Raw genomic sequence first — 22,673 nt, 5'->3', positions numbered from 1 at the left:
AAACGTACACCATGGGCGAGTTATGCAGCCAACGATGATGACGCCCCCACGAGGCGGCCACGTCCGGCTATGCCCGCAAGCCGACCCGTCTGCCAGGATGAGCCCTGGGGGAAGGCGAGCTTGCGTGCAGCCCGCGGGTCACTCGATTCGCCACAGGGTGGAACACGCGACTGCGGCCCCGACCCCGCCCCACGCATTCACCGCAGATACCGACCGTAGGACGCCCATGAAAGACGAACTTCGCCCGGTGGTCACTCCGTTCGACGGGCGTGACAACGTCGTCTACACCCTCGCGACATGGGCGTCCGCCGCTGTCTTCATCACGGCGTTCTGGGTCGTTCAGACCACTGCTTTTGGAGTTTCCGAGGGCGGAGAGCAGCTCGCCGTGTTCATCGCGATCGCGATGATTGCCGCCACCTTCGTGCTCGTCTGCCTGGGAGCACCCGTGTCCTATTTGGTGGGACGGCGGATGCGCCGCGTGCCCGGCATGCTCGCGCATGTGGCAACGTTCTGGGTCCTCGGCGCGGTGGCGTCCGTGGGCGTGCTGTGGCTGATCTTCGTTGCCCTCTCCCCCGCCAGGAGCCCCTTCTTCGAACCTGTCATCCTCCTCGGCGCGGCCGTGTGCGGGATCTGTACGGCAATCGGGCGCCTAGTTGCTTTCGGCTCTCGCCGAGGGCACAACAAGCGTCGGCAATCCCGACCGCGTACTGTAGCGCGGCCGCCGAGTGGCGACATCTGACGCACTCACGGGGCGGAGCGGTGAAGAGTAGGAGGCAGCCTTGCTCCGGCGCCAAGGGGCAACCTTGATCTGATGTTCTCGCTCGACGTCGATCATCGCCTGCGCGATCGTGTTCTCTTTCGTTCGTTCGACCATCGCGCGGAGGCTGTCGTCGTAACTCATGAGTCATCGTGGCACCCCGCCCGCGTGCGCGCGAGGGTCACTCCCGAGCAGTGAGCCACTTCCCGACGGCGCCCACCCGACCGGCGGGGACGGTCCATTCGGCGACGCCACCGTCGATGCGGATGATCAGGACCGCGGCGCCCTCTGCGATGTAAGCGGTGAGCGCCGGGTCGCGCACGTTCTGCGAGTTCCAGACCACCTCGACATTTGTCAGGTCCACGGCGTCGAGCCGGATGCGCTGGCAGGAGACGACAGCGTCACCCTCGACCGGTTCGTCGAGGACGAGACCGTTAGCCTCCCCGTCTGTGAGGCGGAGGGTGGAGTGGACGGTGCGCTCCCGGTCGCGGGACAGGATGCCGGTGACCGCCATGTTCAGCAGTTCACCTGCGATCGTGATGACACCATCGAGCATGGTCAAGATCCTTTCACGTCGGGCGACCCCCTACGCGCCTGCTCTGTATCGGGGACGCGTCGCGCGGGGCGCGGACCTTCGACTGGAAGACGCGGTCGTCCGCGAGGGCGTTCTTCACGGCTGCCTCGATCACGAAGCAGAGGATCACGACGTTGACGAGCACCGCGAGCACGAGAGCCAAGATGAGTTCTGCGGCGTCCATGCCCGCGAGCCAATCTGCCCGCGCGCGCCAGCGCACGAGACCTCGGCGGCCGTCATCGGCTACACCATTGGCTGCACTCGGCCTGTGATGGGTTGATCCGGGACCGGAAAAGACAAAACCCCCGGGGTGGAGCCCAGGGGTTTTGCGTAGCGGGAGCGGGGCTTGAACCCGCGACCTCACGATTATGAGTCGTGCGCTCTGACCAGCTGAGCTACCCCGCCGTGGCGCATCTGAAGGATGCTGCGAGCCCCGAGTCAGGATTGAACTGACGACCCCTTCCTTACCATGGAAGTGCTCTACCACTGAGCTATCGGGGCGTGCCACCCGCAACCGGGCAACTAGACGAGGATACCAGAGTCGCGGCATCCCTCTGTAACCGGGTCAGCCCCGGGTGTGCTCCTTCAACCACGGGAGCGGGTCGATACGCGTCGTGCCACCGAGGAGCACCTCGAGGTGCAGGTGAGGGCCCGTCGACTTGCCCGTGCTCCCGACGAGACCGATGACCTCGCCGGCCTTGACCGTCTCGCCGGGCGAGACGCGGAGCGAGCCGTACTCCATGTGGCCGTAGCGAGTCGAAACGAGCTTGCCGTCGATGATGTGGTCGAGCACGACGGTGACGCCGTAGTCGCCGCCGGCTTCGGTCGCGATGCGAACGGTTCCTCCGGCGACGGCGTGAACCTCAGCGCCGCGGCCCGGGGTGAAGTCGGTGCCGTGGTGCGGCCGTGAGAATTTCGACATGTACGACACCGAGCCGAACTGAGCCGAGATCGGCACGCCGACGGGGAACGGCCACTGGACGTCGGCGGTCGCGTCGTTCACCCAGGTGCCGGCGAACTTCGTCACGCCGGAGTCCGCCGCGACGTCGGACATCGACTCGATGTCGTACTCGTCGGAGCGCGCGAGGTCGCTGGCGGCGACGGTCGACCCGGCGACGTACGCCTGGATCTCGGGAGAGGCGGCGTCGGTGGTGTCGCTGGCGAGCATCATGTCGCCGCGCACTTCCTGTCCGAACGCACCGACCGCCGCGACGGGGGTGGTCGTCCCGATGGCGAGTAGCCCGACGACACCGACGACGCTGACGGAGAAGGATGCCGCGGCCAGCCGCTTGAACACGATCCGGCCACGCCGAGGACGAGGCGCCTGATCGGCCATGCGGACGCGCGTGGTCGGCGTCGCGCGTTCTTCTGCCTCGACAGCAGCGCGGGCCACCTGGATCGGAGTCTCGCCGGTGAAAGAGAAGGCCTTGGCCGCGAGCTCGAACTCGTCGACGCTCGGCCCGGCCTCGTGCGCCGTCGCGTGGGTGGACCCGGCGGAAGGGAGAACGATCGTCTCGTCGAGGAACTCGCGGACGGGTGCGGCATCGGCAACCGGCGCGGCGGCAGCCGCCGCGCGGGACCGACGGCGAAGCGGAAGGGTGCCGGCTGTTGCCTCTGCGACAACGGACTCGGCGATGGATGCGGGTGCGACCTCGGCGACCAGGGTCTCGGTCGCGATCGTCTCGGTGGCCGCCGCATCACGGGTGCGGCGTCGGCGCGGCGACGGGGTTTCGGCGGCCTGGACCAGTGCGATGACCTCACCCATGGCGGCGACGGCCTGCACAGCGGCGGTCTCGACGTCGCTCGTGGCCGCGGTGTGAGCGGCTCGGCGTCGGAGCTCCGCACGGGTCAACGGCGTGGTGCCGGACGTGGCGGGTCGCCGATCGCGGCGCGCTGCGGGCGCGTCAGTCGGGGGGATCTCGAAAGTCAAACGTGCGGGCTCTCGGGTAGAGCGGCGGGGCCGCGGACTCATCAGGAAAATCCTCCGCTCGGGCAGCGAAGGTAACGATCAGATAACCACGCTACACGAACGGGGCTGGGAATGGGATGTCCGTTCACAATCCGATCGTCGCGGTCAGCCGGGCGAACAGGTCCGGACCGGCGGCGATCGTCATGTCCCGCCCCGGGAACCCGTCGGGTGAGCCTGTGATGAGACCGCCCGCTTCGGTCACGAGCAGCGCTCCCGCGGCGTGATCCCACGGGTGCAGACCGCGTTCGAAGTAGCCGTCGAGCCTGCCCGCCGCGACGTACGCGAGGTCGAGCGAGGCTGCTCCCGCACGGCGCAGGTCGCGGAGCAGCGGCATGACGGCGGCGACGCGTGCAAGGTCCTCCTCGTGGTGCTTCGGGTCGTAGCCGAACCCGGTCGCCACGAGCCCTCCGGCCTCGCCGACGCTCGAGACCGTGAGCCGGTGCTCCCCCATCCACGCCCCGCCGTCGCGGATCGCGTGGAAGGTCTCACCGACAGCCGGGTTGTGGACGACACCGGCGAGCGCGGTCCACGTCGGCGGGGTGGGCTCGCCGGTGACGGCCGCGATGCTGACGGCGTAGTGCGGCATCCCGTACGAGTAGTTCACCGTGCCGTCGATGGGATCGACGACCCATGTGATCTCGGAGGTGCCCCGCTCGGCGCCGGACTCCTCGCCGAGGAAGCCGTCATCGGGTCGCTCGGAACTCAGCCGCCCACGGATGAGTTCCTCGACCTCACGGTCGGCTTCGGTGACGATGTCGGCGATCACGGACTTCGTAGCGGCGATCGAGACACCCTCCTGCCTGCGTCGAAGCGCGAGCTCACCGGCTTCACGGGCGATGTCGAGGGCGAGGTCGGCGAGCGCAGCGGCATCCATCCCTCCACGGTACGCCGCTAGGTTGAGCACCATGAGCGCCATCCGCGACGTCGTCATCGTGGGCGGAGGGCATAACGCCCTCGTCGCCGCCGCCTACCTCGCTCGCGCGGGGCGCACCGTCACGGTGCTCGAACGCCGGGCACACGTCGGCGGCGCCGCGGTGTCAGAACGGCCGTGGCCAGGAGTCGACGCGCGGCTGTCGCGGTACTCCTATCTCGTGAGCCTTCTGCCGCGCACCGTGATCGACGACCTCGGCCTGCGGATCCGCCTCGAGCGCCGCCGTTACTCGTCGTACACGCCCCTGCCGGATGCCCCGGACCGCGGCATCCTGATCGACAACGCGGATGCCGCCGCCACCGCCGCGAGCTTCGCCCGAGCGACCGGCGACGACCGCGAGGCGGCGCGGTTCGCGGAGTTCTACGAGCGGCTGGCTCCGCTCGGCGCGACCCTGTTCCCGACGGTGACGGCGCCACTGCGGCGCGAGGCCGAGGTCCGCTCAGCGACCGGTGACGACGCCCTGTGGGATGCCGTGACGCGGCAGCCGCTCGGATCGCTCATGCGCGACTCCTTCGACACCGATGTCGCCCGCGGCATTGCCTTCACCGATGGGCTGATCGGCACCTTCGCACGGTCGGACGACACCTCCCTCCGCCAGAACCGCTGTTTCCTGTATCACGTGATCGGTGGCGGGACCGGGGACTGGGATGTCCCCGTCGGGGGGATGGGTGCGGTCAGCGGCGAACTCGAGCGTGCGGCGCGCGCCGCCGGCGCCGAGATCCGTACCGATGCGGAGGTGGTCGCGATGACTCCCGACGGCGAGGTCGAGATCGCTGGCGGCGAGCGGCTCGGCGCCCGCGTCGTGATGAGCGGCGTCGGTGCGGCCGTGCTCAACCGACTCCTGCGTGCCGGCGGCGCGGTGGGCGCGGACGTGCCGCAGCCGGAGGGAGCGCAGATCAAGGTCAACATGCTGCTCTCCCGACTGCCGCGCCTCCGCGACACGGAGGTCGACCCTTGGGCGGCCTTCGCGGGCACGTTCCACATCAACGAAACGCTGTCCCAGTTGGATGCCGCCTACGACCGCGCGGCGGGCGGCGCCATCCCGGATCCGTTGCCGGCTGAGATCTACTGCCACTCGCTCACGGACCCGTCGATCCTCGGACCCGAGCTGCGCGATTCGGGAGCGCAGACGCTGACGCTGTTCGGACTGCACGTGCCGCATCGACTGGTGGCGAACGGAACCGCCGACCGGGCGGCGCTGTGGGACGCGGCGGAACGGTCGGTGAACTCGGTGCTGGCCGAGCCGATCGCAGACGTCGTCCTCCGCGCACCGGATGGGTCGCCGTGCATCGAGGCCCGCACGACGGGCGACCTCGAGCGCGATCTGGGTATGGTCGGCGGCGACATCTTCCACGGCGACCTGTCGTGGCCTTGGGCGACGAACGACGAACCGCTCGAGACCCCCGCCGAACGGTGGGGAGTCTCGAGCGGTGTCGAGGGTGTGCTGCTGTGCGGATCGAGCGCCCGACGCGGCGGAGCGGTCAGCGGGATCGGTGGTCACAACGCCGCGATGGCGGCGCTGGAGATCCTCTCCGCCTGACCCGCCCGAGCGTCAGTAGCGCGGCGGCGGCGGGACGTCGGGGGTGCCCGGGAGGGGCGGAACCGGCGGCACAGGCTGATCGGGCTGCACGGCGTCACCCGGGACCGGCGGTGCCGACGGCACGGGGGCGTCACCCGGGGCCGACGGGGCCTCAGGTGCGGTGGCTCCGAACGGCTGCTGCGGGTAGCTCGGCTGGCCCGTGTAGTACGCGTTCCAGTCCGGGCTGCCGTCGGGCATGACGGGCAGGGGCGTCCGGCCGTCGACGAAGGTCGGCCAGGCCTGGACGGGGGCCGCGGGTGCGGCATCCACCTGCGGATAGGCGCCGTACGACTGCGCACCGTACGAGGAGACCTGCGGACGTTCCTTCTTCGGCGCGAACAGCGCGTTGAAGAGGGGGACGAGGGCGGTACCGACGGCCGCGAGGATCGTCACCGACACGACGACCTTCCAGTAGATGTCGCGGAACTCGATGAACTCGCTCAGCATGAGCGGGATGATCAGCATGAACGCGAGGATGACGACGAGACCCATCGTGACGTAGGCGACGATGCTCGTGAACGTCGTCTGGTGACGCGAGAACGACTTCGCGTACAGACGGATGTGGAGGAGCGCCCCCTGCAGGACGAGCAGGATGACGATGTATTTGAAGAAGCGCTCGGCGCCGACTCCGTACTGACCTGCTTCTTCGGGCATCCACACCATGAAGACGCCCACGATGAGGGCGATGACCCACGAGACGATGCTCGCCAGTGCGAACCACGCCGGGCGGCGATCAGCGAGGGATGCCTCGAGGATCGAGACCCCGGCGAAAGCGGCGAGGAGCAGGATCGTCAGGAACGCACGACCCACGATGCCGTTCGAGTCGCCGATCAGCACCCACACGACGCAGACGATCGCGGCGGCGATCAGCGCGCCGATCGCGACCCAGATGGCGGCTCGGAAGATCTTGTTCGTACTCGGGGCGGTGGTCGGTTCGCTCATTTTCGGCATCCCTTCGGCGGGGGCTTCCCCCCGCCCTCGGCACCCATCCTGTCAGACCGCCCCGCCCTGGGCGGGAAAGTCCACAGGGGTTGCGGGAGGAGCGGCGAAGTGAACGGAACCGACGGTCAGTGCGCCGCCGGTTCCCCACGCTCCTAACGCTTTGACTTGCGATAGCCCTGGGCGCGCGCGGCGGAATCCGTCGCGAAGCACTGCTCGGGGATCGTCCGGCTGTAGTACGCGCCACCGCGAACGTGATAGATGCCGCTGTCGGCGTTCCCCTTGATCGGGAATCCCTTAGGGCAGTCGTAACCGCCGTTTCCCCAGACCCAAGCAGGCTTCTTCCCCTGTTTGATCGTGAGGGTCTGCGCCTTCGACGTGACGGTCTTGTGGGCCGAGTAGACCTTTTTCGACGTCGTCTTCTTCACATAGGTCGTCTTCGGCAGATCGCCCTCGGGAACCAGGACAGCAGCGAACTCCCGCCCGACGACCGGCGTGCCCCGCACCGTGAGTTCATCGAGGTTCGAATCATTGAACCCTGACCACAGCGAGCCGTCACCGTTATCGTTCATGAGCCACCCGGCGAAGGAGTGAGATCCATCAAACGCCGATGACTTACACGTAGCAATGATGCTCAGACCGAAGGACAGCTTTACGTCGCCTTGATCGTCGGGAGTGACCCGCGCCGCCTTGCAACGGACATTCACGTCCCGAAATGCCGGGGCCCCGACGACGACCTTCCGAACGTCGGCGGTGGTCTTCTTGACCGTGTAGGTCCGATACGTGACCGACTGGGTGACCTGGTACTTGCCCGGGTTCAGCGATGCTGAGCTCTTCCCACTCACGAGCGTTCGCTTGCCCTGGCGCACGGTGAGCGTCTTCTTCGACACCTCGGTCTGCCCCAGCTGTGTCACGTGGGGGACGATCTTGACCTTGCCGCCATAGGGCGCCGTCTTCGTAGCGATCTTCCCGATCGTGACGCGGTTGTTCGCCGCCTCCGCCGGGCTTGCGTCAGACATGCCTCCTGACACTGTGAGGACCGAGATGAGGAGGGCCGCCAGAACGGTCTGGCGCATCGAGAGGAAGCCGCGCATAGGAAGAACATAGCGTCGTTCCGATCAAATATGAGAGCGTTCTCATAATTGCGGCGACCGCGCTGGCGGGCTACGAACAATGTCAGCAGACAGCGAAAGGCCCGGATGTTGATCTTGTCAACGTCCGGGCCTTTTTTCGTCCGTGGTGGGTTGTTCGAACTTCTCCAGAGGACCACGGTTTCCGCGGGAGTTTCGCGTGCAGCGGATCTCAATCCTCCGAGGCCGAGGAGATAATCCTCTGGCATAGCGGTTCCTACCGCGGCTCTGCTCAGCGCAAAGCTTTCAGGGCGGCCGCTGCCGCGGCCTTCTTCTCACTAACCCGCCAGTTTCGGGCAGCCGGGCTGCGCGCCGCAGAGCGCGACCTCTTTCCTCCGCGCACAGAAGCCGCCAAGGCCGCAGCGACTTCTGCAGCGGGCTCATCGGAGATCCAGTAGAGCATCACCTTCCCGATGTTCTTCGCCACGATTTGGTCGAGCTCGTCATCGGCACCCGTCGCTGCAAGAACGATGGCTGCGGCTGACGCTTCCTGTGCGGAGGAAGTCAGCCTCGACTCGACCTCCGCCCAAACCTCCGCACGTTCGGCCGCCCGGAGCGGAATCGTGATGAACGCCCACAAATGCTGATCGCCCGCCCCTCCGACGTCGAGAGTGTCGGCAAGCAGGAGACGAACGGCGCTCGCGTAGACGTCGTAGTCGGCCGCCGCGAGCGCATAGGCGAACGACGATCGCGCCGGAACTGGCGGTTGCAAGACAGCAATCTTGTGCAGCAATCCAGCGACAGCCGGGTCCGCTTCGCTTAGGTCGAGCGTACGGGTAGCGACAGCGGTCATCGCGTCTTCCGATTCGGCGGATAGCGCGAGCTCCATCGCATTTTCGAGCGAAAGCACGCGGGACAACGGGTTGGCGCGTGTCTTCATTGCTTCCGTCGGCTCAGCATCCTCAAGGAGGACGTCAACGTGCGCGGTGAGGTTTGAATCCACGAGTCCGCGGCTGTCGAAGAGGTCGAACAACGCCCAGTAGACCGCTTCGGGCGCCTCCTCAACGTATGGCGTGACCGTCGTGACTACCGCGGGTGACAATTCTTTCGACCACGGCAGCTGGGAAAGTGAGGTCAGTGCTCGCACCCGGTGCGCCCCGCCGTAAGGAAGGATCGCTCCGAGCGCGTTAAGCAACTCACGCTCGCAGTCGAGGGAGACGCGCCCGGTCGCCATAAGGAGGGCTGCCGCTTCTGTAGCGTCGGCGCTGTAATCGATGGAGCGTTGGAACAGCGGTACAAGCTCCGCCATCGCCTTGTCGCCCCAGTCAGTTGGCGCCCCCGCCGTCAAGATATGCGGGGCGAGACCTGCGACGAACGCTCGCGTGTCCTGGTCTCCAAGCGCAGCAACCCAGGACGATACAACAGCGATGGACGCAGAGTCTTCCATCTGTGGAAGAAGCGCGGACATACTGCGAACCGTCTCCCCGCGGGGGACGTCCTCCGTATCGTTGCCGCCAGGGTGCCGAATCCAATCGTCGATGAGGGCTTTGGCGAGGGAGCTATGGGCCTTCGCCCCTCGGGTGACCATTGCGGTGAGGACCGGAAGAGCTAGAGATGCTGGATACGCGTCGGAATCCACCCACCCAGCAATCAAAGACGATCCGACGCTGGCAGCAGAATGAGGGGTGGAGGTACCCTTCCAATATCCGAACTTCGGATTCTGGGAGGCCATCCGGATCGTGACCGCCGCGAGGCCGTCCTGCATCTCGCGTGCGGGCTCCGCATCGTCATCGAGTGACTTCTGAGCAGTGGTTGCCGATTGCAGGAGGTCAGCGAGCTGCTCATCCGTGAACGTGTATGCGCGAGCACATTCAAGCGCGATCGCCGATTCGAGAGTGTCCGCCCCTACTTCAATCGCAGCGCGGAGTGCCTTCATGTCGGGCACCGGGACCGGTTCCGACACCTGGGAAGTGATCGCAAACACATTCGCGAAGTCGTCTTCGTTCGCCACAGCGGTCTCACCTGGGTTTGCAGCCAGCTCAACGGCGCGTCCGAGAAGGCCTACGGCAAAGGCATCACCTAGATCAGCCCGGGTCCAGCGGTCGATGTCGCTCCAAGATTCCACCTGCGCGATTCGCCCTTGCGCCCAGGATGAGAATGCCTCGTCGCCGAGCACGGCGCGGATCTGCGCACGAGCGGCCCACAGAATTGCCTCGTCGTCGCGCTCGGAGACTTCCAAGACGAGTCGGGCCAGGATCCTCGAATCCTCCGCAACAGCGGACTCGGCAAGCACGAGGGCACCAGCGACATCAGCAACAGCCTCGGGCCGTCGGTTAGCGGCGGCAGCCACCGCGCGGGCGACATCCTGGTCCTGAAGTGCCTTAGTGGATGGTGCGGCCTGGATAACGGCCGATGCGGCGTTTGCGATCTCGGGGTCTTCGAGTTCACGTAGGACCGATATCAAAAGCTCTCGGAACAACGCGACTGCCTCGGCGCCGGCTGAGTGGGCCGCGTCGGCGAGATCGGCAAGGACAGCAGACTGGTTGTTCGCGAGAGCGGAACGGAGCTCGCGTGCTTCTGCGTTCCCCAGCGCGAAGCTGAAACGGTCCTGCCCGAGGTAGAAGAATGCGCTGGTAGCCGAAATGCCGTCTCGAGTTCAGCCGCTGATCTCGAGTTCGTCTGACACTCCAGCCTCCAATCCACTGCCAACTCATGCGCGAGCGTCGCATCGACGGGTGCGGGATGTCCGCCTTGAACCAACGAATTTGGGACACTTCGTAGCCAGACGGCATGTAAGGGGTAGGAGCGTGCGAACGCGGCATTTTGAGAGGACCGTATCGTGGAGAACTTTGACGAAACGCTGAAAGCAGCCGACCCGGCGCGCGGCCTCGACACTACGACACTCACTCCAGTGGCCCGAGCTATGTGGGAGAGAGCGCAGGAACGATCCAATTCTGGTGTTCGGCGTCCTCGACGAGCTCGGCGCCGGATCCTCTTGCCGGTGGGCATTGCCGTCGCGATCGCCACCACCGGCGCAGCGGCCGCGACCCCGTTCTTCCTGGGCCTCGGAGAGGAACGAACCTCCGTCCAACCCGACGCACAGATCCCGATCGTCTACGAAACGTTGTCAGGGGAACTCGTGGAATGCACGTACAGCCTCTACGTTGGGCCAGCCGAGCGCTCCGGATCGGTAGTGCGGGTTGCGGACGCACTCGCCTCGACCATATGGGACGGTATCGGCCAAGAGATCTACGATTACGCCATGGCGAACCCTCGCGAGCCTCGCGCGGGCGAGACTTGGGAAGACCGTTCTCAACGCGCCCGCGACATCATGTCATTCCAACTAGCGATCGTTCCAATAGTCGAGCGCCGGCTGCCCGCTGATCTCCAAGGAGTCGCTGAGCAGTGGCGCAGCACCGACACGTGCTCAGGACCTTTTCGGTGAGCAATCCTGAAGATTGGGCCACCACCGTCGTCGAGAGCAACGGCGCTGATCTCTTGCGTTACATCTCAAGGCGCTCCGCGACCGAGCGGGCAGAGTTGCTGAACGAAACACTCTCGATCATCTGGGAGCGTCGCAGCGCGGTTCCGGCGAATCCGGTGGAGGCAAGGATGTGGTCGTTCGGAGTGGCCCGAAATGTCCTGCGGCAGCATCGGCGGCGCCTGACCCAGCAAAAGCGCCTTCTTGAGGCGATCCGTCTCGAGATTGACGGCACGGACACCGCTTCGGCCGATCCTGAGCACTCGGTGGAACTGAGTGAACGAGTAAGGCGAGTCCATCAGGCTCTGCGCGCTCTGCGCCCTGCCGATCGCGAGCTGGTGGTCTTGGTGCACTGGGACGGATTTACCGTTAGCGATGCCGCCACGCTTTTGAAATTGAACCCCTCGACCGCCCGAACCCGCTACAGCCGAGCAAAACAACTCCTTGCCTCTCAGCTCGCCGAGTATGGCGCTCTCAAACCGCCAAACGCTCCGAAAGCCCGGGCCGATGTCGAAACGTAGTCTGACAAGAAGGTGCCCTGACGTTCTCCCTGCGGAGCCGCCGACCGCGTGACCTGCCCGACCAGATCACGCTCCCTTCAGCAGGGGCCCACCCGTATCGCCAAGAGGCTCGGCCTCGTGCGGCCCGCCTTTTGGTTTGCCAGTCATTCGATCGTCTCGAAGGAAGTCAGGATCACCATGATGCTGCGGACGGCTAACTCGTCGAGGTCGTGTTTGGCAGTGATCCTCGTGATCGTCTCTGCCGATGGTCTGCCGGCGAACCTCGCGAGCACCCTCGCGAGCTCGGGGTGCTCCGGGAGGAGGAGGTTGAGTGCGGCTTCGCAGCGTTCCGCTCTGTCGGCACGTTGACGTTGGCGTCTCCGGCGAGTGGCAGCGAGCTGTAGCTCTGCCCTGCGACGGCGGCGGAGCTCCGCCTGCCCGTCGGGCGTAGACGCAAGGGCGAGCCAAGCGTCGAGGTGGTCGACGTCCCGCTGTACGAGTCCGCGCCAGGATGACGCGACGCGGTGCGACAGCGTGATGGCCTTGTCCCTGGGGCAGCGGGTGCGTTCTAGGTCCCAGCCGGGCGGGATATCGTCGTCCACCCATGCCAGCGGGCGTCCTGCCCAGCGCGGATCCTCGCCGAGTTGCGCGATTTTCCATTCCGACGGGTCGCGGAAGGAAGAACCGTTGTCGACGATCGCGACGGGCAGTTTTGGGAACCCGAGGATGGGACTGAAGTAGGTGTTGGCGTGGTCTTGCCACGTCGTGGCCCACACCACCTCGACGCTGCGGCGGATGAGGTCGTGGACCCAGGCCACTCCTACGCCCGAGAACTCTTCCCCGTCCTCGTCGGTGAACTCGCCGCATTCGTCCCAGTGTGGCTGAGAGTGATGCAGGGTGGGGTAGGCGTCGCGTCGGAATGTGATCTGCGCTGAGATGATGCCCTCGCGCACGGGACTTCCTTCGCGAGTCGGAGGTATCCGGAGCACGCCGTCGAGGTCGATCGCAACCACCGGCCGGAACCTCTGGACGTTCACAGTCGGGTGCCGCCTTCGCCAGCCGCGCGGCAGGACTCCGAACCGTATTTCATTTTTGTCATTTCGCCCCTCCGCGCGTCATCGTCCTCGCGGGCTGTCTCCCGCGAGCGTGCTGTCCTACTGTGGGAGTCGTGACCGGGGCTAGCCGCGTGGACGCGGGCGCGCCTGGCTCGATGTTGCGAGGGTCGCTCCGGCGAACGCCTTCGCGTGGTCCACGGCTGTGCGTCATGACGACCAGGCCGCCGCCGTGTTGCGTGCTTCTCGGACTATTGCTGCAGCGTTCCCGGCGGCGAGCTCTTCGATGCGCCGGCGAGACACTCCGCCCGGTCGCATGATCGGCGCGTTGAGCCATTGCGCCCACATCCACGGAGCCTGAGGACCGTTCGCGAGCTCCTGTAGGACTGCTTCAAGGCCCGGGACAACATGGCCCGCTCGAGTCTGGAAGGCCGGGTACAGATCGACACCGTCCGAGGTGCTGAGACGGAGAACCCGCAGTTCGCGCACGGCAGCCGCGAGCTCCGACGGCGTCATGCCAAGCTCCCGTTGCAGCGACTCGGCTATGTAACACGGGCCGACGACCTTCGCCCACGGGTTCGCGCCCGACGGTTCAGTCATCGCTGCTCTGCTGGTCATCGTCGCTGCGTTCAACCGCAGACTTCTTGGCGCGGTCGACGCTCCGCTTGACGGCTCCGATGATGTCACGGTTCCGAAGCAGGTCGATCACGAACCATTCGTCGATACGGCCTCCGAGTCCCTGCCGGAGGACTTCGGTGATCACGTTGTACGTCACGATCTGATCGGCACTGAGGCCGCTGCTCGCGGCGAGACGGTCCTCTTCGGTCGGGCGCCGGCCGACGTCCATCCAAGGGTGTTCTTCACCGTGGAGTACTCGCGCGCGCATCGCTCTCATGTGATCCCTGCCGCGCCGTTTGTGGTGCTGGCGGAGGCGGGCGAGCTCCCTCTGGCCCTCCAAAGTCGTCGTCATCTCAAGCCACTGCGTCATCTCGGCGAGGTCCTCGGGCATCGCGGTGGCAAACCATGGGAACGCGGTGACCATAGAGATTGACCGATCGCGAGGATGACGAGCCAGTCCAAGCGCGCCTCCACCTTCAGGAGCCGGGTCGTCCAAGGTGAGCAGGATGGGCCTTCCCGGGTACCGTCTCGCGAGGGGCGCGATATGAGCATCCGCGTCAGAGGTCATCGCGGCCATGGAAGGGTCGTAGACGTTCTCGAAGCGTGGGAGGCCGAGGCGCGCACCGAAATACGTGTCGACATGCTCCAGCCAGACCGAGCTCCAGACCACCTCGTAGCCCCGGGCGACCATCGCCTTCACCCACTCAACGCCCGGCCGATTGAAGCAATACGCCTTGATGCTCCGGCCGCGCTCATCCCACTCCGGTTCAACGAGTGTTCGAGGCCACCTCTGTTCGGAGAACTCCACCTCAGCAACGACGTTGTTCGGGAACAGCGGGTTGCCATCGGGTCCGTTGGCATGTGAAGTCAGCAGTCCGGACACCTCGATCGCCACGACCGGCCGATACCGGGAGCCACTCACCATCGTCGACGCCTCACCAGCCACGGATGGTCTTGAGGGATGGGAACTCAACGGAGAGGTCCCTCAGGTCAAGGATGCCGAGGCTACCCTCCTGCTCATTGCATCCGAACGAGATCACCCGACGCCCGTCCTCGGCCTGACCAGCGCCCGCGGCGTGCATATGCCCGTTGCAGAGCAGGTCGGGGCGCACGGCGTCCCAGACTTTGCCGAGTCGAACGCGTGACGCGGCTGACTCGATGATCGACTCTCGAGGGAACCCATGCGGGTTCGTGCGGAGAATTTGTCGGACCACTTTCACCGGGGAGCCAGCGGGACTCTCGTGCGTCAACATGATGTCGGCTGGGCCGCCAGCGATCGCCGCCGCCACCTGCTCGTCAGTGATGGTCTCCTCGGGGAACCACTCGGCCGGCGTCCGCCAGTACCGGTCCACCGACGTCGCGCCCCCGAATGCAAGAATTTCCCTCCCCAAGCCCCGCATGCGGAACGGTCTGGGAAATATCCACGTGGACTCGCTCACCTGAACGGCCTGCCCCGGGTTCGCGTCGAGCAGAGGCTGGAACGCGGGATATGGGTCGTGATTGCCCGGAACCACCCCCACACTCTTGATGCCGAACTCGGACGCGAGCTCGTCCGATGCATCCAGGTCCATCCACCAGTCCCCGAGCTGGAGGATCGTCGTCACGTCTGGCGCCTCGGACCGGACTGTTCGCATGACGTTCCGCAGCCACGACACCGACCCATGGAAGTCACCAGCCACAGCGACCCGGGGCACCCCGAGCTCCCACACGTCTGCCGTCGCGTACGTCTTCACCCTGACCTCCAGTCAACCCAGACTTCGATCCCGGTATACCGGGATTCTGCCTGAGCAATCGGCACGGCGCAACGCCTGAACGTGGGCGAATGGCAATGCTGTGAGCCATACAGATGTGAAGGCGGTCGAAGATCGCGGGCCAGGGGCACGCCTACACCGCCGCGAACGACCTGGCTCGCGCAGCTATGCATCAGCCGTTCGCGAAAAGCCGACCTGCCGTTCACCACACAGAATGCTGAGGTGCAGTGAGACTTTGGCCTGGCTCGGTTGAGCCACGCGCAACGAGGTGCTGAGTATCGCGCTAGACCCTGTGCGAGGTGCTGTCCGTTCGGCGAGCACTCTCTGCCTGCTCGAGCTGACGAAACCGGGGCTGACCGCGTCGGCTGATCTTGATGCTCACCTGGAGCAGCAGACAGTTCGGCCTAGCGTTGCGGTGACAATGATGTCGAGGAATCAGCTTCATCCCGAAAACGGTCCACAGGATATTTCGGCATAGATGGGTTTCGGCACACAGTTTCGGCACGGCGTGTCGATGTCGACTCCGTGCCGGCGACGGCCGTCCCGGAATCGATCAGTTTCGGTCGGTTGAGGAAACCTCCAAAAACGAAACGCGATCGTGAAGCTCCGAAGTCGCCCGGACTTCTCCGCCGACCGCGAGGGGAAGCCGCCGATGTCGGACATATGAGGGATCGTGGTGACTATGAACTGACCAGGATCGCGAGGACGCCATGACCGGTAACGACGAGCCCGATGAGCATTCGTCTCCCGATGGCGTTCCCACTCTCAGCGAGTGGGCGACCAACCTAGCCTCTTCCGCCGATGAAGAGCGCGGGCGAGCGGAGGAGAAGTTCGATCGACTCGCTGGTGACCGCGAGTTGGCGGCTGCCCTTCGATCCAGCGGGTTCCGCGGCCGCAACTACGACCTGTTCGCGAACGAGATCGCAAAGTACGGGTGGGCGGTCATCCGCGGCTGGATCTACAAGGGTCAGATCCGCGGCGAGGTAGAGCGAAAGGGATTCGGCGCCCTCGACCCGGAGCCTCGCCCGGGCGCGATGATCGAGGACGCCGAAAGCCTCGCGGACGAGACAGTCGTACGAGCGCTCATCGCGTTCCGCGACAAGGTACTCATCCCCGGCAGATGGGATCCAGCTAAGGGGGCCTCCCTGCGAACGTTTTTCGTGGGGCAGTGCCTGTTCCAGTTCAGCAACGTCTACAAGCGGTGGCTGCGCGAAGAGATCCGGTCCTACGTTGAGCCCGAAGCACCACCCGCCACGTTGGACTGGGTAGACGATTTCGAAGACGGCCCCTCGACACCAACGATGCCGGATGCGGGGGAAGCAGCACAGGTCAAGGATGAGCTGCGGAGAGCTTTCGGGAAGATCACCGACGGCCGCGTTCGATCGGCGTTCTACCTTCACGCTGTGCATGGGTACACCCACGCTGAGATCGGTGAGAAGTTGAGCATGACCGCGAAGGCGGTGGAGTCTGCGATGGCGCGGGCTCGTCAGCAACTACGAGAGAGCAAGGAGTCAGCATGAGCGATCAGTTCAGAGGCAAGATCGAACGTTCCTCGTTTGGGACGCAGAGCGCCAAAGCCGCCCGGCGATCGGTGCCATCAACCAAGGCTCAGTCGCTGGTCTCCCGGTCCATGAAGGGATCAACCGCAGGAAAGTTCGAATCCGGCGGGGGGAAGTGAGCTCCGACGGATATATACCGAGATGTCGGGACCACAACTGAAAAGAGCCGCCCCGCTGCAACAGGACGGCTCACAAGCCCTGAGAAGTCAGGTCTCATCCAGAGCACTGACTGTACCGGAGTCAGCAGCCGCGAACCAGCGGCACTCCTCCTCACGGCACCTGACACCGAAAGAAGGAGTTCTCATGGGAACCGTTCACCGCTCCGCCAAGACCGGCCGTTTCGTGTCGAAGGCAACCACCGCCCGCTGGCCCGGTAAGACCACCACCGAGCGTGTGGGCTCCGGCACCAGCAACTCGACCACGGTGCACCGTTCGGCCTCGTCCGGCCGGTTCGTGACCGAGTCGACCGCCAAGCGCAACCCGGATGGAACGATCAGCCAGCGCGTCTGATCCCCGCTCGGAGGCCCGCACGCTCAGGCGTGCGGGCCTCCGACATGCGTGGGGTGCCGCCACCTCAGACGAGCTCGCTCACGAGCTGCTCGATACGCGTGCGGATGTCGTCACGGATCGGACGCACGGCGTCGATGCCCTGCCCGGCCGGGTCATCGAGCTTCCAGTCCTCGTAACGCTTGCCAGGGAAGAAGGGGCACGCGTCGCCGCATCCCATCGTGATGACGACGTCCGAGGCCTGCACGGCTTCGGTAGTGAGGACCTTTGGCTGCTCGGCGGTGATGTCGATGCCCAGCTCGGCCATCGCCTGAACAGCGGTGGGGTTGATCTGGTCGGCGGGCATCGACCCCGCGGAGCGGACCTCGATGCGGTCGCCGGCGATGTCGCGAAGGAATCCCGCGGCCATCTGGGAGCGGCCGGCGTTGTGGACGCAGACGAACAGGACGGAGGGCTTGGTGTCAGTCATGGTGGCTCCGGTCAGCGGGTGGTAGTGAGTGTGGCAAGAAGATCGTCGACGCGGCGGGCGATGTCGTCGCGGATCGCTGCGACGCCTTCTGCGGAGGCGAGGGCGGGGTCACCGACGGTCCAGTCCTCGTAGCGGACGCCGGGGATGATCGGGCAGACATCACCGCAACCCATGGTGATGACGACGTCAGCTGCGCGGACTGCGTCATCGGTCAGCGGTTTCGGGAACCGCGGTTCGTCGTCGCCGGGGGTCAGCTCGTCGATGAGGGGCTGCACATGGGGGTGGATCTCAGCGGCCGGGGTCGATCCAGCAGAGCGCGCCACAACGGCGCCGCCCGAGCGCTGATTCACCAGCGCCGCGGCGAGCTGCGATCTACCTGCGTTCGCGACACAGACAAACAGCACCTGCGGCTGTCCCTGCGTGCGGTCACGGGTGATGTCGGTGAGTCGTTGGCGCGCGAAACGTTCGGTGAGCGACAGCAGGTGGTTCTTCACCCGAGCGCTTTTGGCCAAGGCCGTGTACGACTCGCGGACGATCGTCGCCACCAGGCTGCCGTCGAGCTGCGGGTAGTCCTGACTGAGCGCTTCTGCGAGGTGGGTGAGAGCGTCGTCGACGTTCTCGAGCCCCGCATGCTCAGCGCGGACGGGGGCGACGGCCGCGGGCGCGAACGAGTCCAGCAGCGTCGTCACGGCCGGGCGAAGGGCCGGGGCGATCCGGTACCAGACCCACGTGCCACGCCGCTCGGAGGTAAGCACGCCGGTGTCGCGGAGCACCTTCAGGTGGTGCGACACGGTGGGCTGGGACACCTCGGCCAGTTCCGCGAGGTCGCACACGCACGATTCACCGCGCGCGTCGGTGGCGATCGCGGAAAGCATCCGCAGCCGCAGCGGATCGGATAGCGCCTTCAGCGTGGTGGCGATCGCGGCGGCCGCGTCGTCCCCGATCGCGTGCGTTGGGGACGGGGCGCAAGTATCTTCTGCGGTGGTGATCGTGGCGCTCATCATCGAGTCCTTTCCAGGGCAGGTTCGGGAATCGCGTAGGGGTCGGTGTGGAACCATGCCCGCGCGGCCCACAGTGAGACGTAGACCAGGCCGACGAGCACGGGGACCTCGATCAGTGGCCCGACAACACCTGCGAGGGCTTGCCCGGACGTGGCGCCGAACGTGCCGATCGCGACGGCGATGGCGAGTTCGAAGTTGTTGCCCGCCGCGGTGAACGCGAGCGTCGATGAGCGGGCGTAGCCCAGGCCGAGAGTCTTACCGGTGATGAGGCCGGCGAACCACATGACGGCAAAGTACACCAGCAGCGGGACCGCGATCCGCACGACGTCGAGCGGCCGCGAGGTGACCTGTTCCCCCTGGAGGGCGAACAGCAGCACGATCGTGAACAGCAGCCCGTACAGCGCCCACGGTCCGATCTTGGGCAGGAATGAGCCCTCGTACCAGGCGCGGCCCTTGCGACGTTCCCCGATGAGACGGGACGCGAACCCGGCGACCAGTGGCACGCCGAGGAAGATGAGCACGTTGAGCGCGATCTGCCACACGGACACGTCCAGGCCTTGGCTGTCGAGGCCGAGCCAGCCGGGGAGGACGGTGAGGTAGAACCAGCCGAGGATCGAGAACGCGATGACCTGGAACACCGAGTTGATCGCAACAAGCACGGCCGCAGCTTCCCGGTCACCGCAAGCGAGGTCGTTCCAGATCACGACCATGGCGATGCAGCGTGCGAGGCCGACGATGATCAGTCCCGTCCGGTACTCGGGCAGGTCCGGCAGGAACACCCACGCCAGGGCGAACATCAATGCAGGGCCCGCGATCCAGTTCAGCGCCAGCGACGAAACGAGGAGCTTCTTGTCGCCGGTCACGGCGGCGACCTTGTCGTATCGGACCTTCGCGAGCACCGGGTACATCATGACCAGCAACCCGAGCGCGATCGGAATCGAGATCCCACCGACCTCAAGGTGTGACAGCAGTTCGGACAGCCCCGGGATGAACCGGCCCAGGAGGATGCCGCTGCCCATCGCCAAGCCGATCCACAGCGGTAGCCACCGGTCGAGGGTCGAGAGGCGGCGAGTAGCGGGTGCTGCGTTGCTCACGCGAAAGCCTCCGCCAGGGCGGGAACATCGAGCGCGGCGAGGTAGTGCTGCGCGTCCTGTGCTGCCGCGCATCCGGTCCCGGCAGCGGTGATCGCCTGCCGGTAGGTGTGGTCGACGAGGTCGCCGGCGGCGAACACCCCGGTGAGCGAGGTGCGCGTGGACGGGTGCTCCACCAGCACGTAACCATCGGCATCGGTGGCGACCTGGCCGGTGACGAGTTCGGAGCGAGGGTCGTGACCGATAGCAACGAACACGCCCGACACGGGGAGGTCACGCTCAGCACCGGAGACGGTGTCCCGCAGGCGAACTCCGTGCACCTTCTCTTCCCCCTGCAACGCCGCGATCTCGCTGTTCCACGCGACGTCGATCTTCGGGTGCTCCAGCACCCGCTGCGCCATGATCTTCGACGCCCGGAACGAGCTGCGGCGGTGAACAACGGTCACATTCCGAGCGAACCGGGTCAAGAACAGTGCCTCCTCCATGGCCGAATCACCGCCACCGACCACGACGATGTCCTGGCCCCGGAAGAAAAACCCATCGCACGTCGCACACCACGACACGCCATGACCCGACAGGCGCTCCTCGTCGGGAAGCCCGAGCTTCCGGTACGCCGACCCCATGGTGAGGATCACCGCGCGGGCGTGGAACGTCTCCCCGGCGCCCGTCTCGATGACTTTCGTGTCGGATTCGAGATCGACGCGGATCGCGTCGTCGAGGAGGATGCGGGCGCCGAAGCGTTCGGCCTGCCGGCGCATCGTGTCCATCAGCTCTGGGCCCTGGATGCCATCGACGAACCCGGGGAAGTTCTCCACCTCCGTAGTCGTCATAAGCGCACCGCCCGCGGTGACAGAACCCGCGATGACGACGGGGGCGAGCCCGGCCCGCGCCGCGTACACCGCCGCCGTGTAGCCCGAGGGGCCCGACCCGACGATGACCAGCTCAACCTCTTGAATCGACATGTATCTATATTGACAGGTGCCTATGCAGGACGCAATCCTGATCATCGACACCGCAACGTACCGAGGAGAGCCGCATGAAACCGACCGTCCTGTTCATCTGTCAGCACAACGCCGGCCGCTCTCAGCTCGGCGCCGCTCTCCTCGAGCACTTCGCAGGGGAGCGCTTCACCGCAGCGTCCGCCGGTCTCGCCCCGGCCGAGACGGTGAACCCTGCCATCGCCGCGACCGTTGCCGAGCTGGGAATGGACATCACGGGGCGCGTGCCCCGCGCGGTGACGCCTGCTGACTTGGAGGCTGCCGATGTCGTGGTTCTCATGAAGCCCGGGTTGGCGCTGCCCAGCGCTCCGCGCGGGGAGGTTCTGGAATGGTCCTTCCCCAACCCTGAGTCCTGGGATGCCGACGCTGTCCGCCCGCTGCGCGAAGCAGTGTCCAACAAGATCCAGGCGACTCTTCTCACCCGTTGATCTGGTGATGAGGGGACAGGCCGCCGGCCTGGCCCCTCATCGTTTTTAGCCGGGCGCCGACGCCCGTCCGATCTGCAATACCGGAGGCGCGCAGCACGCCCCGCCTAGCGACGCCCCGGATGCATCAAACAGCCCTGCGCCGCCGCAAACACCAGTGTCCGGGAGGACGAGCTCGACGCGGCGGGCGGCTTCGCGGTCGCCCGCCATTTCAGCTGCAACGCTGCGGACTTGCTCGTACCCGGTGAGCGCGAGGAATGTCGGCGCACGGCCGTAAGACTTCGCCCCGACGAGGTAGAAGTCAGGTTCGGGCTGGGCGAGGTCGGCGGCGCCGGTCGCGGCGACGGACCCGCAGGAGTGGACGTTCGGATCCACCTCCGCGGCGATCCGAACCGGCGCCTGCAACGTCGGGTCCAGCTCCAACCGCAGCTCGGAGAGGAACGACAGGTCGGGGCGGAAGCCAGTGAGCACCACCACCCGGTCGGCCATGAGAGTGCGACCGTCCTCCGCGACTAGGACGGGGCGCTCACCGTCACGGGTCACGCGCTCGACCCGGAACCCGGTGACGAGGGATACCAGGCCGGCATCGACGTGCTCTTTCGCTTTGATCCCCAGCGCGCCGCGTGCGGGCAGCTCGTCAGCGTCGCCCCCACCAAAGGTGTTCCCGACGGCCGCTCGGCGCAGCGCCCAAGTCACCGTCGTCGACGGGTCCCGGCGAGCCATGCGGGCAAGGGCCAGCACGGCCGTCACGGCCGAGTGCCCCGAACCGATAACAACGGTGTGCTTGCCTGCGAAACCAGCACGGTCACGAAAGTCGGGGATGCGGTACGAGAGCAGGTCCGCGGACGCCGCCTCACCGATGGCGGGGAGCCCGTCAGCTCCCGCCGGGTTGGGGGTCGACCAGGTGCCGGATGCGTCAATCACAGCTCGGGCTTGCAGCCGATACTCCTCCCCTTGAGCAGGCGATACGTGAACGGTAAACGGCTGATCCCCGCGGCCAGCATCGACAAGGCGGTCCCGGCCGAGCCGCGAAACTCCCGTCACCCGGGCACCGAAGCGGACGCGATCACCCAGGGCAGCAGCCAGGGGCGCGAGGTATTTCTCGATCCACTGCGCCCCAGTGGGGTACCCCGTCGTCGGAGCTTGCCACCCCAAGCCGTCCAGGAGACGAGCGCCCGCCGCGTCGATCAGCTCAGGCCACTCGGAGAACAGCCGCACGTGCCCCCATTCCGCAACCGCAGCCGCGGGAGAACTGCCAGCCTCAAGCACCACAACGGGCACACTTCGCTCGACCAAATGCGCGGCCGCGGCAAGACCCTGAGGACCCGCGCCGATTACAGCCACCGGCAAGACGTCTTCCACAGCAACCTCACTCATCCATTGACGAACATCGATGGGTAGA

At 66.1% G+C, this 22,673-nt stretch carries 23 protein-coding genes and 2 tRNA genes; 7 read left to right on the top strand and 18 right to left on the bottom strand.

The genetic code is table 11. The annotated features are described in order from the left end of the window. Window positions 1–226 precede the first annotated feature (226 nt). The gene (locus MO1_RS06120) at window positions 227–739 is read left to right on the top strand and encodes a hypothetical protein (RefSeq protein WP_060915524.1); all 513 of its coding nucleotides are present in this window, start codon (window positions 227–229) and stop codon (window positions 737–739) included. A 199-nt stretch (window positions 740–938) separates the two neighbouring features. On the opposite strand, the gene MO1_RS06115 is transcribed toward MO1_RS06120, so the two are convergent. The 6 genes from MO1_RS06115 to MO1_RS06090 all read right to left on the bottom strand — a co-directional run bounded on the left by MO1_RS06115 (window position 939) and on the right by MO1_RS06090 (window position 4,174). Then, complete coding sequence (locus MO1_RS06115) at window positions 939–1,313, bottom strand: hypothetical protein (RefSeq protein ID WP_060915523.1); 375 nt, start codon at window positions 1,311–1,313, stop codon at window positions 939–941. 13 nt (window positions 1,314–1,326) lie between these two features. Further along, the gene (locus MO1_RS06110; RefSeq protein ID WP_060915522.1) at window positions 1,327–1,515 is read right to left on the bottom strand and encodes a hypothetical protein; all 189 of its coding nucleotides are present in this window, start codon (window positions 1,513–1,515) and stop codon (window positions 1,327–1,329) included. Window positions 1,516–1,662: 147 nt separating this feature from the next. After that, a tRNA-Met gene (locus MO1_RS06105) sits at window positions 1,663–1,736 on the bottom strand. Between the two features lie 24 nt (window positions 1,737–1,760). After that, window positions 1,761–1,832 (bottom strand) — tRNA-Thr (locus tag MO1_RS06100). 64 nt (window positions 1,833–1,896) lie between these two features. After that, the gene (locus MO1_RS06095; RefSeq protein WP_082724380.1) at window positions 1,897–3,303 is read right to left on the bottom strand and encodes a M23 family metallopeptidase; all 1,407 of its coding nucleotides are present in this window, start codon (window positions 3,301–3,303) and stop codon (window positions 1,897–1,899) included. A gap of 82 nt (window positions 3,304–3,385) precedes the next feature. Continuing rightward, the gene (locus MO1_RS06090; protein ID WP_060915521.1) at window positions 3,386–4,174 is read right to left on the bottom strand and encodes an inositol monophosphatase family protein; all 789 of its coding nucleotides are present in this window, start codon (window positions 4,172–4,174) and stop codon (window positions 3,386–3,388) included. Between the two features lie 31 nt (window positions 4,175–4,205). Here MO1_RS06090 and MO1_RS06085 point away from each other — a divergent pair, with 31 nt between their 5' ends. Beyond that, window positions 4,206–5,771 carry a phytoene desaturase family protein gene (locus MO1_RS06085; RefSeq protein WP_060915520.1) on the top strand — a complete coding sequence of 522 codons (1,566 nt, stop codon included), beginning with the start codon at window positions 4,206–4,208 and terminating at the stop codon, window positions 5,769–5,771. 12 nt (window positions 5,772–5,783) lie between these two features. On the opposite strand, the gene MO1_RS06080 is transcribed toward MO1_RS06085, so the two are convergent. From MO1_RS06080 to MO1_RS06070, 3 genes are all read right to left on the bottom strand, one after another. Continuing rightward, window positions 5,784–6,752, bottom strand: a complete 969-nt coding sequence (locus tag MO1_RS06080) for a hypothetical protein (protein WP_174520553.1) — start codon at window positions 6,750–6,752, stop codon at window positions 5,784–5,786. A 152-nt stretch (window positions 6,753–6,904) separates the two neighbouring features. Next, complete coding sequence (locus tag MO1_RS06075; RefSeq protein ID WP_157526376.1) at window positions 6,905–7,768, bottom strand: sunset domain-containing protein; 864 nt, start codon at window positions 7,766–7,768, stop codon at window positions 6,905–6,907. Window positions 7,769–8,111: 343 nt separating this feature from the next. Then, the gene (locus MO1_RS06070; RefSeq protein ID WP_157526374.1) at window positions 8,112–10,298 is read right to left on the bottom strand and encodes a hypothetical protein; all 2,187 of its coding nucleotides are present in this window, start codon (window positions 10,296–10,298) and stop codon (window positions 8,112–8,114) included. 522 nt (window positions 10,299–10,820) lie between these two features. Between MO1_RS06070 and MO1_RS14735 the strand changes: the two genes are divergently transcribed. Beyond that, complete coding sequence (locus MO1_RS14735) at window positions 10,821–11,264, top strand: hypothetical protein (RefSeq protein ID WP_060915517.1); 444 nt, start codon at window positions 10,821–10,823, stop codon at window positions 11,262–11,264. Then, window positions 11,261–11,821 (top strand): RNA polymerase sigma factor, encoded by a 561-nt coding sequence (locus tag MO1_RS14460; RefSeq protein ID WP_167542025.1) that lies wholly within the window; start codon window positions 11,261–11,263, stop codon window positions 11,819–11,821. Before MO1_RS14735 ends, MO1_RS14460 begins: the two co-directional genes overlap by 4 nt. A 143-nt stretch (window positions 11,822–11,964) precedes the next feature. On the opposite strand, the gene MO1_RS06060 is transcribed toward MO1_RS14460, so the two are convergent. The 4 genes from MO1_RS06060 to MO1_RS06045 all read right to left on the bottom strand — a co-directional run bounded on the left by MO1_RS06060 (window position 11,965) and on the right by MO1_RS06045 (window position 15,203). Beyond that, window positions 11,965–12,753 (bottom strand): hypothetical protein, encoded by a 789-nt coding sequence (locus MO1_RS06060; protein WP_060915516.1) that lies wholly within the window; start codon window positions 12,751–12,753, stop codon window positions 11,965–11,967. A 309-nt stretch (window positions 12,754–13,062) separates the two neighbouring features. Beyond that, complete coding sequence (locus MO1_RS06055; RefSeq protein ID WP_157526372.1) at window positions 13,063–13,452, bottom strand: hypothetical protein; 390 nt, start codon at window positions 13,450–13,452, stop codon at window positions 13,063–13,065. Then, window positions 13,445–14,365 carry a hypothetical protein gene (locus MO1_RS06050; RefSeq protein ID WP_060915514.1) on the bottom strand — a complete coding sequence of 307 codons (921 nt, stop codon included), beginning with the start codon at window positions 14,363–14,365 and terminating at the stop codon, window positions 13,445–13,447. The genes MO1_RS06055 and MO1_RS06050 overlap by 8 nt, the downstream gene beginning before the upstream one ends. Before the next feature lie 40 nt (window positions 14,366–14,405). Further along, a complete protein-coding gene (locus MO1_RS06045) occupies window positions 14,406–15,203 on the bottom strand; it encodes a metallophosphoesterase family protein (RefSeq protein ID WP_060915513.1) in 798 nt (265 codons plus the stop codon). 728 nt (window positions 15,204–15,931) lie between these two features. On the opposite strand from MO1_RS06045, the gene MO1_RS06040 reads away from it, so the two are divergent. After that, complete coding sequence (locus tag MO1_RS06040) at window positions 15,932–16,741, top strand: RNA polymerase sigma factor (RefSeq protein WP_060915512.1); 810 nt, start codon at window positions 15,932–15,934, stop codon at window positions 16,739–16,741. A gap of 342 nt (window positions 16,742–17,083) precedes the next feature. Next, window positions 17,084–17,290, top strand: a complete 207-nt coding sequence (locus MO1_RS06035; RefSeq protein WP_174520552.1) for an ABC transporter ATP-binding protein — start codon at window positions 17,084–17,086, stop codon at window positions 17,288–17,290. A gap of 64 nt (window positions 17,291–17,354) precedes the next feature. Here MO1_RS06035 and MO1_RS06030 read toward each other — a convergent pair whose 3' ends face one another. The 4 genes from MO1_RS06030 to trxB are packed head-to-tail and all read right to left on the bottom strand — an operon-like array spanning window position 17,355 to window position 20,810. Then, window positions 17,355–17,756 carry an arsenate reductase ArsC gene (locus tag MO1_RS06030; protein ID WP_060915511.1) on the bottom strand — a complete coding sequence of 134 codons (402 nt, stop codon included), beginning with the start codon at window positions 17,754–17,756 and terminating at the stop codon, window positions 17,355–17,357. 11 nt (window positions 17,757–17,767) lie between these two features. Then, a complete protein-coding gene (locus tag MO1_RS06025) occupies window positions 17,768–18,757 on the bottom strand; it encodes a metalloregulator ArsR/SmtB family transcription factor (protein WP_060915510.1) in 990 nt (329 codons plus the stop codon). Then, window positions 18,757–19,851 (bottom strand): ACR3 family arsenite efflux transporter, encoded by a 1,095-nt coding sequence (arsB, locus tag MO1_RS06020; protein ID WP_060915509.1) that lies wholly within the window; start codon window positions 19,849–19,851, stop codon window positions 18,757–18,759. Before arsB ends, MO1_RS06025 begins: the two co-directional genes overlap by 1 nt. Further along, on the bottom strand, window positions 19,848–20,810 hold the full coding sequence (gene trxB, locus MO1_RS06015) for a thioredoxin-disulfide reductase (RefSeq protein WP_060915508.1): 963 nt from the start codon (window positions 20,808–20,810) through the stop codon (window positions 19,848–19,850). The genes arsB and trxB overlap by 4 nt, the downstream gene beginning before the upstream one ends. Window positions 20,811–20,884: 74 nt before the next feature. Here trxB and MO1_RS06010 point away from each other — a divergent pair, with 74 nt between their 5' ends. Further along, window positions 20,885–21,274 carry an arsenate-mycothiol transferase ArsC gene (locus MO1_RS06010; protein ID WP_060915507.1) on the top strand — a complete coding sequence of 130 codons (390 nt, stop codon included), beginning with the start codon at window positions 20,885–20,887 and terminating at the stop codon, window positions 21,272–21,274. Between the two features lie 45 nt (window positions 21,275–21,319). Here MO1_RS06010 and MO1_RS06005 read toward each other — a convergent pair whose 3' ends face one another. After that, window positions 21,320–22,633: an FAD-dependent oxidoreductase gene (locus MO1_RS06005; protein WP_060915619.1), complete on the bottom strand. Its 1,314-nt coding sequence runs from the start codon at window positions 22,631–22,633 to the stop codon at window positions 21,320–21,322. Between the last annotated feature and the right edge of the window lie 40 nt (window positions 22,634–22,673).

The sequence above is a fragment of the Microbacterium oleivorans NBRC 103075 genome, assembly GCF_001552475.1.
GTDB classification, from domain to species: Bacteria; Actinomycetota; Actinomycetes; order Actinomycetales; family Microbacteriaceae; genus Microbacterium; species Microbacterium oleivorans.
This window is presented reverse-complemented; position numbering and strand designations above follow the sequence as displayed.

Bases quoted from the DNA above. Each gene is read 5' to 3' on its own strand.
- MO1_RS06120 (WP_060915524.1), top strand. From the start codon at position 227: ATGAAAGACGAACTTCGCCCGGTGGTCACTCCGTTCGACGGGCGTGAC.
- MO1_RS06115 (WP_060915523.1), bottom strand. From the start codon at position 1,313: ATGCTCGATGGTGTCATCACGATCGCAGGTGAACTGCTGAACATGGCG.
- MO1_RS06110 (WP_060915522.1), bottom strand. From the start codon at position 1,515: ATGGACGCCGCAGAACTCATCTTGGCTCTCGTGCTCGCGGTGCTCGTC.
- MO1_RS06095 (WP_082724380.1), bottom strand. From the start codon at position 3,303: ATGAGTCCGCGGCCCCGCCGCTCTACCCGAGAGCCCGCACGTTTGACT.
- MO1_RS06090 (WP_060915521.1), bottom strand. From the start codon at position 4,174: ATGGATGCCGCTGCGCTCGCCGACCTCGCCCTCGACATCGCCCGTGAA.
- MO1_RS06085 (WP_060915520.1), top strand. From the start codon at position 4,206: ATGAGCGCCATCCGCGACGTCGTCATCGTGGGCGGAGGGCATAACGCC.
- MO1_RS06080 (WP_174520553.1), bottom strand. From the start codon at position 6,752: ATGAGCGAACCGACCACCGCCCCGAGTACGAACAAGATCTTCCGAGCC.
- MO1_RS06075 (WP_157526376.1), bottom strand. From the start codon at position 7,768: ATGTCTGACGCAAGCCCGGCGGAGGCGGCGAACAACCGCGTCACGATC.
- MO1_RS06055 (WP_157526372.1), bottom strand. From the start codon at position 13,452: ATGACTGAACCGTCGGGCGCGAACCCGTGGGCGAAGGTCGTCGGCCCG.
- MO1_RS06040 (WP_060915512.1), top strand. From the start codon at position 15,932: ATGACCGGTAACGACGAGCCCGATGAGCATTCGTCTCCCGATGGCGTT.
- MO1_RS06035 (WP_174520552.1), top strand. From the start codon at position 17,084: ATGGGAACCGTTCACCGCTCCGCCAAGACCGGCCGTTTCGTGTCGAAG.
- MO1_RS06030 (WP_060915511.1), bottom strand. From the start codon at position 17,756: ATGACTGACACCAAGCCCTCCGTCCTGTTCGTCTGCGTCCACAACGCC.
- MO1_RS06025 (WP_060915510.1), bottom strand. From the start codon at position 18,757: ATGAGCGCCACGATCACCACCGCAGAAGATACTTGCGCCCCGTCCCCA.
- trxB (WP_060915508.1), bottom strand. From the start codon at position 20,810: ATGTCGATTCAAGAGGTTGAGCTGGTCATCGTCGGGTCGGGCCCCTCG.
- MO1_RS06010 (WP_060915507.1), top strand. From the start codon at position 20,885: ATGAAACCGACCGTCCTGTTCATCTGTCAGCACAACGCCGGCCGCTCT.